This is a genomic window from Cronobacter sakazakii, from assembly GCF_000982825.1.
Lineage (GTDB): Bacteria > Pseudomonadota > Gammaproteobacteria > Enterobacterales > Enterobacteriaceae > Cronobacter > Cronobacter sakazakii.
On sequence record NZ_CP011047.1, the window covers coordinates 3,563,608 to 3,578,456 of the forward strand.

The following is a 14,849-nucleotide window of genomic DNA, read 5'->3' on the forward strand; positions in this document are numbered from 1 at the left end:
AGTCGCCACAGGCGTACTGCGGCAAAAATTATTGTTATACATTTACAGGCCTGATTATCGGCACGTCAGAGGATGGCGAACGCAGATCCTTAACATACGCAGGCAAACTACGCCGCACGGCGGCAGCGATGAATGATAACCAACAGAAATTACGTGGCAAGAGGCGTGGGAAAAGAAAAACCGCCGGCCCTGGCCAGCGCCATCAAAGGACGCTTGCCAAAACCGGCGGTCTTAAACCAGTCAGAAATTATTCTGCATCTGCGGGCATTTTACCTTCCGGAGCCGGACGTTCTGTCAGACGCTTCTCAAAATTGGCATTAAATTGTTTTTTCTGCTCCGGCGTCAGCACGTTATAAATTTTGTTCTGGGTTTCCATGTGCGCCAGCATACGGGCTTTATGCTGCGCTTCCATTTTATCGATCTGGGCCTGCGCTTTGTCTTTATCAAAGCTGTCGCTGGCGATCAGATTGTGCATCGCGCGGCGTTCTTCCAGCGACGGACGCTCGAATTTTTCACGCTGGGCTTTACGGATGTCGCGAATTTGCTGCTTCTGCGCATCGGTCAGGTTCAGCCCCTGGAACATCATATCGTGATGCGGGCCGCGCGGACCTTTATGGTGCATCATCGGTGCGTTATTCGCATCAGGTGCCGGGGTCTCCGCCGCCTGTGCCAGATTAGCCGCGCCAAGCGCCAGGGTGGAAGCAACGAAGATAGCCGTTAATTTACGCATAATGTTGTCCTTACTTTCAGTTAATTCAGCAACAGGTTGTCGCCTTGACGAGATTAATTCTACGGGCAGATTCGTCAATCAGTCAGAGTCTGAGTAAAACAGTGAAAGCATAAAAAACAATTATTGTTCGATTATGGAGAAAATAAGGAAAAACGGAGGAGAAGATTCTTTAAATATCACAACCGATTGATTGTGAAGAGAGTGTGAGCGCAGTATATAAGCGCACCGCTGTAAAATAAAGCGCCGCGCTCAGAATTATCCGCATTATTTTCACGGCCCACAGGGGGCCGCATATTATTTTATTTCCCGCAGCATTAATCCCGCGCGTAAACCGAGCGCGACAGAGGGATTCGGAAACAGCACCCGTTCATTTTCCTGCGCGTAATAGCGCTCATCGCCATCTTCCGCAAGCAGCGTGCCTGCGTCGAATACCGTGAAATTTTCGGTCTCAGCGGACATATGCAGCACAAAGCGATCGCTTCGCCGGGTGATTTGCTGCGCCACCTCAAAGCGGCGCGGCGCATCCATAGCGGCAGGCGCGGGCGAGCCGTCCAGCAGCGCTGACAGCGCCCGCTGCGTTGGGGCGAACTGGCTGAGATCGTTCTGGCCGAACGGCAGCGCCTTCCCGAGTTCCAGCGTACAGCTGAGTGCTGCGAAGCGCTCGCAGGAAAAGTGCGTGAAGGTGCCGCCCGGCGCGCAATGAAATACCAGCGCCTGTAGCCCGGCGTCGCCAAGCCAGGCGAGAAAATCCTCCGGCCACGCCGTCGTGCGCGCGGGCAGTACGCCAAAGCGCGGGAAGCGCGACGCGCGAATGGCGGTATGCAGATCCAGATGCCAGCGCACCGTTTCATCGCCCGCCCCAAAAAACGTCTCCAGCGCCTGCTCAAGACGTTCCGCGCGGGCGGTTTCCACACCCGGCGTGGCGGTTTGCCAGCGCCCGCCGAAAAGACGGTTAAGATCGTAATCGACAAACCGGCGTCCGGCCCGCAGCGCCGCCGGGCTGCCGAGCACCACCAGCAGTCGCCAGACGAGCGGCCGCTCGCCGCGCACCAGCGGCGCGAGGAGTTGCTCCAGTATCTCGACCGGCGCGGTTTCATTACCGTGAATGCCCGCGCTCACCACCAGCGCGCCGCGCACCTCGCCCGCGGGCGTCAGTTGCAGAATGCCTTCATCCAGCCACTCGACTGTCACACCGCCGCGTTGCAGCGTTTTCCTGGCGGGCGTCTCGCCGCGCAGCGTCTTCGCAATAAAATCGTCCACGGCGTCTCCTTACTGCTGAAACGGATAGACATTGCCGAGCGAAAGCAGGCGCGACAGTTCATCCAGCGCCTCGCGCCCTTCGCGCAGCAACTGTGGATCCACCAGATCTTCCTGCGTCAGCCGGTCGCGGTAATATTTATCCACCCACGCGTTAAGCCGCGTAAAAAGCGTGTCGTTCATCATCACCGCCGGGTTCACCGCCTGGCGCTCGTCGTCGGTCAGCACCACGCGCAGGCGCAGACAGGCGGGGCCACCGCCGTTGGCCATGCTTTCGCGCAGGTCAAAAACTTTCAGCTCGCTAATCGGGTTATCCGCCGCCACAAGCGTGTTCAGATAACGCCAGACGCCTTCGTGGCGGCGCGACTCCTCAGGGAGCACCAGCATCATTGAGCCGTCGTCGCGGCTCAGCAGCTGGCTGTTGAAAAGGTAGGTTTCTACCGCGTCCTGCACCGACACCGCGCCTGCGGGCACCACCAGCGGCGTAAAGTCCGGTACTTTTTCAGCCAGCGCGTCGAACAGCGCCTGCTGATGCAAAAACGCGTGCTCGTGGCAGAACAGTACCTGGCGGTTGGAGACCGCAATGACATCGTTATGGAACACGCCCTGGTCAATCACCGCCGGGTTTTGCTGCGCGAACATAACGCGCTGCGGATCCACCTGGTTAAGCCGCGCCACGGCCTGCGAGGCTTCCAGCGTCTGGCGCGCCGGGTAACGGGCAGGCACCAGTGCCCCGCTCTCTTCGCGCCCGTAGATGAAAAGCTGAAGCCCCGGCTCGCCGTAGTCGCCGCCGAGCCGGTTATGGTTGGCCGCGCCTTCGTCGCCGAACATCGCCACCTGCGGCAGCGCGCCGTGTACGGCAAAGCGGGACTCGTCGCGGAAAATCGCCCGCAGCAGCCGTTCGGTGCCGGGCGCTTCGCTGGCGCGGTGGAATTTATTGTTAAGGTTCGCCACGGTCAGGTGCACTTTGCCATCCAGCGCGTCGGCAGACGGACAAACCGTTGCGGCGTTCGCCACCCACATCGACGATGCGGAGCTGGCGGCCGATAGCAGATACGGCGCGGCGCGCCAGGCTTTCTCCAGCACCTGTTGATCGCTGCCGGTAAAGCCAATCTGGCGCAGCGCCGCAAGGTTCGGACGCTCCTGCGGCGGGATCACCGCCTGCGGGAAACCGGCGTCCGCCAGCGCTTTCATCTTCGCGAGCCCCTGTTTGGCGGCAAGCTTCGGATTAGAGACCTGAAAACGATGTTTCGTCGAGGCCTCATTACCGAAAGAGAGCCCGGCGTAGTGGTGCGTCAGCCCCACCAGTCCGTCAAAATTGACTTCACGTGCTTTCATGCCTGCTCCTTCCCGCTGAAATCGAGGCCGGGGTTTAACGTCTGCGGCAGCGCGAAGGTCGGGCTTTCCAGCGAGGCCATCGGCCAGGCGCAGTAATCCGCCGCATACCAGGCGCTCGGACGGTGATTGCCGGATGCCCCGACGCCGCCGAACGGCGCTGTGCTGGCCGCCCCCGTCAGCGGTTTGTTCCAGTTCACGATACCGGCGCGCGCTTCCAGCAGCAACTGGTCGAATTTCTCGCGAACCGGCGAAATCAGCCCGCAGGAAAGTCCATAGCGGGTGGCGTTGGCAAGCGTAATCGCCTCGTCGAAATCGTCGTAACGCCAGACGCCCAGCAGCGGCCCGAAGACTTCTTCATCCGGCACGTCGCGCACGCCGGTTAGCTCAATAATACCGGGCGTGAGCAGCGAGCTGCCCGCCTGCACCAGGGCTGGCGTTAACAGCGGCTTGCCGCCGCGCGACAGATGCCCCTGCCAGGCTTCCAGCACCCGCTCCGCCGCCTGCGCGCTGATAAGCCCGCCCATAAACGGCTGCGGCTCGGCGTCCCAGCGGCCGGGGCGCAAACGCCCGGCGATTTCAACGAGGCGCGCCAGGAAGGCGTCGCCCGCAGCACCGCGTTTCACCAGCAGGCGGCGCGCGCAGGTGCAGCGCTGCCCGGCGGTGATAAACGCCGACTGGATCGCCAGATGCACCGCGCCGTCGATATCGTCAGGATCTTCGACAATCAGCGGGTTATTACCGCCCATCTCCAGCGCCAGAATTTTTTCGGGCTGCCCCGCCAGCTGGCGATGCAGTTGATAACCGGTGCCGGCGCTGCCGGTAAAGAGCAGGCCGTCGAGTTCCGGCTGCGCGGAGAGCGCCTGGCCGGTCGCGCGCGCGCCCTGCACCAGATTCAGCACGCCCGCAGGCAGGCCCGCCTGCTCCCAGAGTTTCATCACGGCTTCGCCGGTGTGCGGCGTCAGTTCGCTCGGTTTAAACACCAGCGTGTTGCCCGCGAGCAGCGCCGGAACGATATGGCCGTTCGGCAGGTGACCGGGGAAGTTATACGGCCCGAAAACCGCCAGCACGCCGTGGGGACGGTGGCGCAGCGTGGCCGCGCCGTCCGGCATCGGCGAGTGCTGTTCGCCGGTGCGGGTCTGGTACGCTTTGAGCGAAATGCCTACTTTATTGATCATTGCGGTCACTTCGGTGGCCGCCTCCCAGCGCGGTTTGCTGGTCTCCAGCGCGATGATGCGCGTCAGTTCTGTTTTGTTCGCCTCAAGCAACGCCGCGAATTTCTCAGCGATAGCCTGACGGTCGGCGAAGGGCCGTTTCGCCCAGGCCGGGAACGCCGCGCGGGCGGCGGCGCAGGCCGCTTGCACCTGCGCGTCGTCCGCCGCATGTCCCTGCCAGAGCAGGCCGCCGCCCACCGGATCGCGTTTTTCCAGCGCCTCGCCCTGCCCTGTTATCCACTCACCGTTGATCCATAAACTCATACTTTTTTCTCCTCAGGGCACAGGCGCACCAGGCGTACACGATCGCCGTGGCGGCATTGCAGGGCATCCAGCGTGGCGGCGTCCAGAATCAGCCTGTCGGCGTCCGGTCTGGCGCGGATTAACATCACGCGGAAGCTATCGTAATTTTCGTTGGCGACCATGCAGGCCGGCAGTTCGTCGTCGGTAACCGGCTGGCCTTCCGCCACTTCCACGAGGCGGCTCTTACGAATAGCCCGCACCCGGTCGATATCACACTCCAGCGTCGGCCCGCCGTCAAAGATGTCCACATAGTTGCGATAGCGGAAGCCTTCGGCCTCCAGCACGGCGCGCGCGGGCGCGGTGTCTTTATGGACCTGGCCGATAACCGACTGCGCCTCTTCAGAAAGAAACTGGGTGTAGATGGGGTGTTTTGGCATCAGCTCAGCGATAAACGCCTTCTGGCCGGTACCGCAGAGATAATCGGCGCGGCTGAATTCCATCGAGAAGAAGCGCTGCCCGAGGCTTTCCCAGAACGGCGAGTAGCCGTGCTCGTCAATGACCCCACGCATTTCCGCCACCACTTTTTCATTAAAGCGTTCGCGAAACGCGGCCATAAACATAAAGCGCGATTTGGAGAGCAGATAGCCGTTGCCGTTTTTGCGCCACTCCGGGTCGAGAAACAGCGTGCAGAGCTCGCTGCTGCCGGTATGATCGTTGCTGAGAAACAGCGTCGGCAGCGCGTTGTAGACATTCAGCTCTTTCGAGGCGTGTACCAGCGTGCCCACACGGTAGTTATACCAGGGCTCGCTGAGTCCGACGGCCACTTCAATGGCGCAAATGCCGGCAACCGTGCGGCTTTGCGTATCTTCCAGCACAAAGACATAGCCCTGATCGCCTGGCGGCAGTTCGCCGCGCCAGGTTTGCAGGGAGCGCTCGACGCGCGCGCTGAGCGTTTTTTCATCCACCGGCAGCGAGGTCAACCCGCCGCCGGTTTTTGCAGCGAGGCGCAGCAGCGCCGGAACGTCGTGGTGTGCGACGGGGCGAATCACCATCATGATGCGCCCTCCTTCAGCCAGTTTTCGCAGGCGCGCGCCATGCGGGCAAGCCCGGTTTCAATCTCCTGATGACTGATGTTGAGCGCAGGCGCGAAGCGCAGCACGTTAGCGCCCGCGATCAGCACCATCGCGCCTTCTTTCGCGGCGGCGAGCGAAATCGCCTTCGCCTTGCCCGCATACTCGTCTTTCAGTACGCAGCCGATGAGCAGCCCCAGGCCACGGATCTCTTTAAACAGCCCGAGGCGCTGGTTGATGGCGTTCAATTGCTCGACAAACGCGTCGTGACGCGCTTTCACGCCATCGAGCATCTCCGGCGTGTTCACCAGATCCAGCACCTGGCCTGCGACCGCACCCGCCAGCGGGTTGCCGCCATACGTGGTGCCGTGCGTACCGACGCCCATCACGGCGGCGCAGCGTTCGGTGGTGAGCATCGCGCCAATCGGGAAACCGCCGCCAAGCGCTTTGGCGGTAGAGAGCACATCCGGCGTCACGCCGTAATGCATATAAGCGTAGAGGTGGCCGGTGCGGCCCACGCCGGTCTGCACTTCATCAAAAATCAGCAGCGCGTTATGGCGATCGCACAGCTCGCGCAGACCCTGCAGGAAGGCTTTAGTGGCAGGCACCACGCCGCCCTCGCCCTGCACCGGCTCGACAATCACCGCGCAGGTGTCGTCATTAATTAACGCGGCGGCGGAATCGAGATCGTTAAACACGGCATGGCTGATTTGCGGTGGCAGCGGCGCGAAATCCTGGGAATACGCAGGCTGGCCGCCAGCGGAGACGGTAAACAGCGTGCGGCCGTGGAACGCGTTTTTAAACGCCACAATGCCGCTTTTCTGCGCGCCGTAGTGGTCGTGGGCATATTTGCGGGCGAGCTTCAGCGCCGCCTCGTTGGCTTCCGCGCCGGAGTTACAGAAGAAAACGCGATCGGCGAAGGTGGCGTCAATCAAACGTTTGGCGAGGCGCAGCACCGGCTCGTTGGTATACCCGTTGCCGGTATGCCAGATTTTCGCCGCCTGGGTCTCCAGCGCTTCGCGCAGTTTCGGGTGTGCGTGCCCGAGCGCATTTACCGCGATGCCGCCCGCGAAATCGATATACTCTTTGCCTTCCTGATCCCAGAGCGTGGAACCCTCAGCCCGCACCGGAATAAACGCGGCAGGAGCATAAACGGGGATCATCCACTCATCAAAGTTCTGGCGGGTAATTGACTGCGACATAGCGACCTCGTCCGGTAAATAAAAGGTTGTTTAGTTGTTAATTAAATGTGCATTTGCGCTCTTACTGTAGATTGCACGCTTCGTGCCAGCCAGAGGAGAAACTGCATACCGGAGAGTCAGTAACGTTAAATCAATAGGTTACGAATCTGTGTTATTCACTTTTATTGCATAAAAAGTGAATACTTTTATGACAAAGCGGCCTTCGCCATAAAAAAACCCGCACTTTTATGCATTGATAAAATATTGTTCTGGATTTGTGATCGTGACCGGGATTTGCCATATCAACGCGCCCCATTTCAGAGCGCTCGCGCCGTCCTGGTGCAAAAGCACAGGGTTTGCGCCGCTTTTAACAATCGTCACAACCTTGCCGGGCCGGGAGACGCGCGGGCGGTTTTTCTGTTACCATCGCGCCACTCTTGTTCATCCAGTGTGTTCGCGACTATGAAATTCATCTCTTTTAACATCAATGGCCTGCGCGCCCGCCCTCATCAGCTTGCCGCGCTGGTGGAACAGCATCAGCCGGACGTTATCGGCCTGCAGGAAACTAAAGTCCATGACGATATGTTCCCTCTCGAAGAGGTGGCGAAACTGGGCTACAACGTTTTTTATCACGGTCAGAAAGGCCATTACGGCGTGGCGCTGCTGACTAAAGCCACACCGGTTTCTGTGCGCCGCGGCTTTCCGGGCGACGGCGAAGAAGCGCAGCGCCGTATCATCATGGCCGAAATCCCTTCTTCTATTGGCGATATCACGGTCATCAACGGCTATTTCCCGCAGGGCGAGAGCCGCGATCACGAGGTGAAATTCCCGGCCAAAGCGAAGTTTTATCAGGATTTGCAGGACTATCTTGAGACGGCGCTGAGCAACAATAAGCCAGTGCTGATTATGGGTGATATGAATATCAGCCCCGGCGATCTGGATATCGGCATCGGCGAAGAGAACCGCAAGCGCTGGCTGCGTACCGGCAAATGCTCGTTCCTGCCGGAAGAGCGTGAATGGATGGGCCGCCTGCTGAACTGGGGGCTTAAAGATACGTTCCGTCACGCCAACCCCGAAACCAGCGACCGCTACTCCTGGTTCGACTACCGCTCGAAAGGCTTTGACGATAACCGCGGCCTGCGCATCGACCTGCTGCTGGCGAGCGATCCGCTGATGGCGCGCCTGGCTGAGACCGGCATCGATTACGATATCCGCGCGATGGAAAAACCCTCCGATCACGCGCCGGTCTGGGCGACCTTCTCGCTGTAATCTGTTCCGCTCCTCCTGCTCGGGGAGGAGCCTTTACGGAAAATCACCATGCAAATCATTGATGTCGTGGCGGCAATCATCGTGCGCGACGGCCAGGTGCTGCTGGCGCAGCGCTCGCCTGATTGCGATCAGCCGGGGCTGTGGGAATTTCCCGGCGGCAAAGTGGAGCCGGGCGAAAGCCAGCCTGCGGCGCTGGCGCGTGAACTTGCCAAAGAGCTGGCGTTAAGCGCGCGTATCGGCGCGTATGTGGCAAGCCACACGCGTGAGGTTTCCGGGCGGGTTATTCGGTTACATGCGTGGCAGGTGAACGATTTTGACGGCGAGCCGCAGGCGCTCTGCCACACCGCGCTCGTCTGGTGTGAGCCGCGCGAGGCGTTCGGCTATGCGCTCGCCCCGGCGGATATTCCCCTGCTTGAGGCGTTTATGTCCGCACGCGACGCCACACCAGCGGGTTCGTGCTAAGGGTTTTCTCGTCGCGCTGGCACTGCAACAGCACGCCGTCGGCTTTGATCACCGCCCCTTCGGAGTAGTTTTGATCCTGATAGACGCAGCACTGAATACACTGCTGCTGCGAACGCTGGCCGCCGGTACTGAACACCGCTTCCGGTATGTTGACCTGCACATCCGGGCGCAGCCTGTCGGCACCCGCCGGCAGTGTCGCCAGCAGCGCCAGCGCCGCCAGTAAGCATTTTTTCACTGACACCCCGTTTCCCCTCTTGTGATGTGATGCTGATTTCACTATAGCGCGCCGCGCTCTCCTTAAGACGTTATCGGCGAAACGGGCGCGGAGTTTAGCGCGGCGGGTTACTCCGCCGCAGGCTGGGCGCTGCCGCGCTTGCGGGACGCCGGCTTTTTGCCGCCCTTGCCCGCTCGGCGTTTTTGAGCCTGCTGGGGCGCCACCAGACCGCGGAACTGGCGCACCGGGGCGCTGCGCGCCTGGTCAATCAGCGTGTAGAGCGTCTGCACCAGCGGCTGCATGAAATCCTGATAGCGGCACTGTTTCTCGCTGATTTGCGTCAGCGTCGATTCCCACTGCGCGGTCATGTCCGGGCGTGCGGCAAGCTCCGGCAGCGCGTGGATCAGCGCTTTCCCGGCGGGCGTCGAATGAATATAGCGCCCCTGCTTTTCAAGAAAACCGCGCTTAAATAAAAGCTCGATAATGCCCGCGCGGGTCGCTTCGGTGCCAAGTCCGTCGGTGGCGCGCAGGATCTTCTTCAGATCTTTATCCTGCACGAAACGCGCGATGCCGGTCATGGCCGAGAGCAGCGTGGCGTCGGTAAAGTGGCGCGGCGGCTGGGTCTGGCGTTCAACCACTTCACCATGCTCGCAGTGCAGCTCGTCGCCTTTAGCCACCACCGGCAGCGGCGTACCGTCGTTCTCTTCGTCGCGCTCTTTAGCGCCAAGCAGCGCGCGCCAGCCCGTCTCCGCCAGAAAACGCGCTTTGGCGATGAATTTGCCGCCCGCGATTTCAAGTTCAATCACGCATTTGCGGAACTGCGCGTCCTGGCAGAATTGCATCAGGTACTGACGGGCAATAAGCCCGTAGATTTTCGCCTCGCCGTCAGAGAGCGACGCGGGCGCGCTGCGGGCGGTCGGGATAATGGCGTGGTGGGCGTCCACTTTTTTGTCATCCCAGCAGCGATTACGGCGCTCCGGATCGACCGCGGGCTGCGGCAGGAGATCCGGCGCGTGAACGCCAATCGCCTTCAGCACCGCATGACGGCCCGCGAAATGTTCTTCCGGCAGATAGCGGCAGTCGGAGCGCGGATACGTAATGAGTTTGTGGGTTTCGTATAGCTTCTGGCAGATATCCAGCACCGTCTGCGCGCTCAGGTTGAAGCGTCTGGCGGCCTCGATTTGCAGCGTCGAGAGGGAGAACGGCAGCGGCGCGGCTTCGCTTTCGCGCTTGTCGTTATAGCTGGTGACAACCGCTGGCTGCCCTTCTATACGCTTAACGACATGCTCCGCCAGCGCGCGGTTGAGGAGCCGCCCCTCTTCATCCTGGTACGGCTCGCAGGCCTCGCTCGGCTGCCAGAGCGCGGTAAAGCGCTCCTGCGCGGGCGTGACGATGTGCGCTTTGACCTCAAAGAAATCTTTGGCGACAAAGTTTTCTATCTCTTCGTCGCGCCGCACCACCAGCCCCAGCACGGGCGTCTGGACGCGGCCTACCGAGAGCACGCCCTGGTAGCCCGCGTTCTGCCCGAGCAGCGTATAAGCGCGCGTCATGTTAATGCCGTAAAGCCAGTCCGCGCGGGCGCGGGCGAGCGCCGAGGTGCTGAGCGGCACAAACTCGCGGTTCTCGCGCAGTTTATCGATAGCGCGCTCCACCGCCTGCGGGTTGAGATCGTTAATCAGGCAGCGGCGCACCTGCTGGCGCTTTTCCGCGGGCAGTTGCAGGTAGTCGAGCACTTCATCCACCAGCAGTTGCCCTTCGCGGTCCGGGTCGCCTGCGTGAACAATCTCCTGCGCCTCGCGCAGCAGCTTTTTAATCACATTAAGCTGCTTTGCAACCGACGGTTTCGGCTGGAGCTGCCACTTTTCCGGCACGATGGGTAAGTCGGCGAGATTCCAGCGGCCATAGCGGCTGTCATAGGCGTCCGGCTGCGCCTGCTCCAGCAGGTGTCCGACGCACCAGGTGACCACCTGGCCGTTCCCGCACTCAATAAACCCGTCGCCCCGGCGGTGCGGTTTCGGCAACACGTCGGCGATGGCGCGCCCCAGACTGGGCTTTTCGGCAATAAACAACCGCATCGATTAGCGAATCTCCACCATCGGACGGCCGCCGCGCGCGGTTTTCAACTCGCCGATGGCGCTAAGCGTGATGCCATGCTCCGCCGCCACGGCCTGCACCTGCGCTTCTGCGGCGGGCTCCACCGCCAGCAGCAGGCCGCCGGAGGTTTGCGGATCGCACAGCAGGCTGCGCCAGGCGTCCGGCATATCGCCCATCAGGTGGCCGTAGCTCGCAAAGTTACGGCTGGTGCCGCCCGGCACCGCGCCCTGCGCGATGTATTCTTCAACGCCTGGCAATTTCGGCACGGCCTCATACCAGAGCTCCGCCTGCAGGCCCGCGCCCTGGCATACTTCGCTGAGGTGCCCCAGCAGCCCGAAGCCGGTGACATCCGTCATCGCTCTCACGCCGTCGATCTCTGCGAAATCAGCGCCCGTTTTATTCATGGTGCACATCACTTCTGTCGCAAGATTTTGATGTTCCGGGCGCAGCAGCGATTTTTTCTCAGCGGTGGTCAGCACGCCGATACCCAGCGGCTTGGTGAGAAAGAGTTTGCAGCCCGCCTCGGCGGTGCTGTTTTTCTTCACGCGTTCGGTCGGCACGACGCCTGTGACCGCCAGGCCGAAAATCGGCTCCGGCGCGTCGATGGAGTGGCCGCCCGCGAGCGCAATGCCCGCCTGCTGACACGCAAAGCGCCCGCCTTCCACGACCTCGCGCGCGATTTCCGGCGCGAGCGTGTTAACCGGCCAGCCGAGGATCGCAATCGCCATGATCGGTTTGCCGCCCATCGCGTAGATGTCGCTGATGGCGTTGGTCGCAGCGATACGGCCAAAATCGAACGGGTTGTCCACGATGGGCATGAAGAAATCCGTGGTGCTGATAACGCTCGTGCCGTTGCCGAGATCGTACACCGCCGCGTCGTCGCGCGTTTCGTTGCCGACAAGCAAGTTGGGGTCGATAAACTTCGCCTGATCGCTGTGCAGGATGGTTTCCAGCACTTTCGGGGAAATTTTACAACCGCAACCTGCTCCGTGGCTGTACTGGGTCAGACGAATCGCTTGCTCACTCATGGACCGCTCCTTGTTTGGTCAGAATCAGGTGATCGTTATCGTTCGATAAAGCGCGCTTATGGTAGCGCCAGAAAGACGGGGTGGTAAGTATGACTGTCTGAATTGCGCCGCTTTTGCTCACAATCCAGACAGTTTTGCGCGCGGGCTTCAGAAATGACGCACGAAGGGGGCGGTGTCCGGCAGGTTAATCGTGGTGGAGGCCTTCAGCTGCGGGGTGCCGAGGTAGAGAAAACCGACAATCTGATCCTGTTCGCGGCACGCAAAAGCCTCACGCACCAGAGCGTTATCGGTGAACGGCCCGCTGCGCCAGATGCCGTTAAAGCCCTGGGCGAGCGCCGCCATCTGCATCGCCATCACCGCGCAACCGGCACTGACCACCTGCTCCCAGCGCGGCACTTTGTGGTGCTCTTCGCAATGCGCCACCACAGTGATGATAAGCGGCGCGCGAAACGGCGCGTTGCGGGCTTTGTCGATGGCTTTTTCATCCTGGCCGTCAGCGATGGCGGCTTTTTCCAGCAGCGCGCTGAAGCGCTCGCGCCCTTCGCCTTCGATAACAAAGAAACGCCACGGCTGCAGTGTGCCGTGATCCGGCGCGCGCATGCCCGCCCGCAGAATGTTTTCCAGCGCGTCGCCCGTTGGCGCAGGCTCAGCGAGACGTGAGGCGCTGCGGCGGTTGACCAGCATATCTAATGCATCCATCTCAACTCTCCTTTGATGATTTTTACTCATAAAATTAACACAGCGGTATGTTTTGTTACACCCTGCCCGCGTTTCCTGCTGACAAGCCCGCCTGTGGTATTTACACTTTGTCGGCGTCCCGCCTGTAGCGGGAGGTTACGGGGTTCCCCGTTATTCACGGATTAGGGAGAGTAAATGCGTACCCTTTGGCGAATTATTGCCGGATTCTTTAAGTGGACCTGGCGCCTGCTCAATATCATCAGAGAGCTGGTGATGAATCTGCTGTTTCTCCTGCTGGTGCTGGTGTGCGTCGGCGTCTGGATGCAGTTTAACAGCGGCCCGTCTGAGCCTGGACGCGGCGCGCTGCTGCTTAATATCAGCGGCGTGGTGGTGGATAAACCGTCGGTCAATAATAAGCTTGGCGCGCTGGGCCGTCAGCTCTTTGGCGCAAGCTCCGACCGCTTACAGGAAAATTCGCTGTTTGATATCGTCAACGCGATCCGCCAGGCGAAAGACGACCGCAATATCACCGGCATCGTGCTGGATCTGAAAGATTTCGCCAGGGCCGATCAGCCATCGATGCAGTATATCGGTAAGGCGCTGCGCGAATTCCGCGACGCCGGTAAGCCGGTGTATGCGATTGGCGATAGCTACAGTCAGGGCCAGTATTACCTCGCGAGCTTCGCCAATAAGATTTGGCTCTCGCCGCAGGGCACCGTCGATCTGCACGGCTTCGCCACCAATGGCCTCTACTACAAATCGCTGCTCGATAAGCTCAAAGTGACTACGCATGTGTTCCGCGTCGGCACCTATAAATCCGCCGTCGAGCCGTTTATCCGCGACGATATGTCACCCGCCGCTCGTGAGGCGGACAGCCGCTGGATTGGCGAGCTGTGGCAGAACTATCTCGGCACGATCGCGGCTAACCGTCAGGTACCGGCAAGCCAGATCTTCCCTGGCGCGCAGGCGATGATCGCGGGCCTTGAAGCCGCTGGCGGCGATACCGCGAAATATGCGCTCGACAATAAGCTGGTGGATGAGCTCGCAAGCAGCGCGACTGTCGACAAAGCGCTGGTGAAACAGTTTGGCTGGAGCGACAAGGATAAAGATTTCCGCGCCGTCAGCATTTACGACTACCCGCTGAACAAGCCGTCCGAACAGGGCGAGAGCATCGCCGTGGTGTTCGCTAACGGCGCCATCATGGATGGCGAAGAAACGCCGGGGAATGTCGGCGGCGATACCACCGCCGCGCAGATCCGCGACGCGCGTCTTGACCCGAAAGTAAAAGCCATTGTGCTGCGGGTGAACAGCCCTGGCGGAAGCGTGACCGCCTCTGAAACCATCCGCCAGGAGCTGGCGGCGGCGAAAGAAGCCGGTAAACCGGTGGTGGTGTCGATGGGCGGCATGGCGGCGTCCGGCGGTTACTGGATCTCCACACCCGCTAACTATATCGTTGCGAACCCCAGTACGCTCACCGGCTCTATCGGCATCTTTGGTGTTATCAACACCGTGGAAAACAGCCTGGATGCGATTGGCGTGCATACCGACGGCGTGGCGACCTCACCGCTGGCAGATGTGTCGGTGACCAAAGCGCTGCCACCGGAAGTGCAGAAGCTGATGCAGTTGACTATCGAAAACGGTTATCAGCGCTTTATCGGCCTGGTGGCGCAGTCGCGTAACAAAACCCCGCAGCAGATTGACCAGATAGCGCAGGGCCACGTCTGGACGGGTGAAGACGCGAAGCAAAACGGTCTGGTGGACAGTCTCGGCGATTTCGACGACGCCGTGAAGAAAGCCGCCGAGCTTGCGAAGCTGAAATCCTGGCATCTCGATTTCTACCAGGATGAGCCGGGCTTTATCGATATGGTGATTGCCAACCTGACCGGCTCGGTGCACGCGATGCTGCCGCAGGCGCTTCAGGCCTGGCTGCCTGCGCCAGTGGCCGATGCGGCGCTGGCGGCGAAGAAGGAAGGCGATAAGCTCGCGGCCTTTAACGATCCGCAGAACCGTTACGCCTTCTGCCTTACCTGCGGCGACGTGCGCTAACGCGTCAGCGTCGACCCTGTCACAGCCC

At 60.7% G+C, this 14,849-nt stretch carries 13 protein-coding genes; 3 read left to right on the forward strand and 10 right to left on the reverse strand.

Features of this window, described 5'->3' with window-relative positions; translation table 11 throughout:
* Nucleotides 1-247 precede the first annotated feature (247 nt).
* From spy to astC, 6 genes are all read right to left on the reverse strand, one after another.
* Entirely contained in the window at nt 248-730 is a 483-nt protein-coding gene (gene spy, locus CSK29544_RS16910; protein WP_007893980.1) for an ATP-independent periplasmic protein-refolding chaperone Spy, read from the reverse strand.
* A 294-nt stretch (nt 731-1,024) separates the two neighbouring features.
* Nucleotides 1,025-1,990: a succinylglutamate desuccinylase gene (astE, locus tag CSK29544_RS16915; protein ID WP_007893978.1), complete on the reverse strand. Its 966-nt coding sequence runs from the start codon at nt 1,988-1,990 to the stop codon at nt 1,025-1,027.
* Between the two features lie 9 nt (nt 1,991-1,999).
* Nucleotides 2,000-3,325: an N-succinylarginine dihydrolase gene (gene astB / locus CSK29544_RS16920; protein WP_007893971.1), complete on the reverse strand. Its 1,326-nt coding sequence runs from the start codon at nt 3,323-3,325 to the stop codon at nt 2,000-2,002.
* On the reverse strand, nt 3,322-4,800 hold the full coding sequence (gene astD, locus CSK29544_RS16925; RefSeq protein WP_007893968.1) for a succinylglutamate-semialdehyde dehydrogenase: 1,479 nt from the start codon (nt 4,798-4,800) through the stop codon (nt 3,322-3,324). Before astD ends, astB begins: the two co-directional genes overlap by 4 nt.
* Nucleotides 4,797-5,834, reverse strand: a complete 1,038-nt coding sequence (gene astA / locus CSK29544_RS16930) for an arginine N-succinyltransferase (protein WP_007893966.1) — start codon at nt 5,832-5,834, stop codon at nt 4,797-4,799. The genes astD and astA overlap by 4 nt, the downstream gene beginning before the upstream one ends.
* Nucleotides 5,831-7,051 carry a succinylornithine/acetylornithine transaminase gene (gene astC, locus CSK29544_RS16935; RefSeq protein WP_007893964.1) on the reverse strand — a complete coding sequence of 407 codons (1,221 nt, stop codon included), beginning with the start codon at nt 7,049-7,051 and terminating at the stop codon, nt 5,831-5,833. The genes astA and astC overlap by 4 nt, the downstream gene beginning before the upstream one ends.
* 441 nt (nt 7,052-7,492) lie before the next feature.
* Between astC and xthA the strand changes: the two genes are divergently transcribed.
* Both xthA and CSK29544_RS16945 read left to right on the forward strand, forming a co-directional pair.
* Complete coding sequence (gene xthA / locus CSK29544_RS16940; RefSeq protein ID WP_007893961.1) at nt 7,493-8,299, forward strand: exodeoxyribonuclease III; 807 nt, start codon at nt 7,493-7,495, stop codon at nt 8,297-8,299.
* 48 nt (nt 8,300-8,347) lie between these two features.
* Nucleotides 8,348-8,761, forward strand: coding sequence for a pyrimidine (deoxy)nucleoside triphosphate diphosphatase (locus CSK29544_RS16945; RefSeq protein ID WP_007893957.1), 414 nt, complete (start codon nt 8,348-8,350; stop codon nt 8,759-8,761).
* Here CSK29544_RS16945 and CSK29544_RS16950 read toward each other — a convergent pair.
* The 4 genes from CSK29544_RS16950 to CSK29544_RS16965 form a co-directional block, all read right to left on the reverse strand.
* Entirely contained in the window at nt 8,721-9,002 is a 282-nt protein-coding gene (locus tag CSK29544_RS16950; RefSeq protein ID WP_007893954.1) for a DUF1496 domain-containing protein, read from the reverse strand. The two genes, CSK29544_RS16945 and CSK29544_RS16950, sit on opposite strands and share 41 nt — an antisense overlap.
* Nucleotides 9,003-9,103: 101 nt before the next feature.
* Complete coding sequence (locus tag CSK29544_RS16955) at nt 9,104-11,050, reverse strand: DNA topoisomerase III (protein WP_007893951.1); 1,947 nt, start codon at nt 11,048-11,050, stop codon at nt 9,104-9,106.
* Between the two features lie 3 nt (nt 11,051-11,053).
* Nucleotides 11,054-12,097: a selenide, water dikinase SelD gene (selD, locus tag CSK29544_RS16960; protein ID WP_007893948.1), complete on the reverse strand. Its 1,044-nt coding sequence runs from the start codon at nt 12,095-12,097 to the stop codon at nt 11,054-11,056.
* A gap of 147 nt (nt 12,098-12,244) precedes the next feature.
* Nucleotides 12,245-12,796: an NAD(P)H nitroreductase gene (locus CSK29544_RS16965; protein WP_004386619.1), complete on the reverse strand. Its 552-nt coding sequence runs from the start codon at nt 12,794-12,796 to the stop codon at nt 12,245-12,247.
* Between the two features lie 174 nt (nt 12,797-12,970).
* Here CSK29544_RS16965 and sppA point away from each other — a divergent pair, with 174 nt between their 5' ends.
* Entirely contained in the window at nt 12,971-14,821 is a 1,851-nt protein-coding gene (gene sppA / locus CSK29544_RS16970) for a signal peptide peptidase SppA (RefSeq protein WP_007893945.1), read from the forward strand.
* The last annotated feature ends 28 nt before the right edge of the window (nt 14,822-14,849 follow it).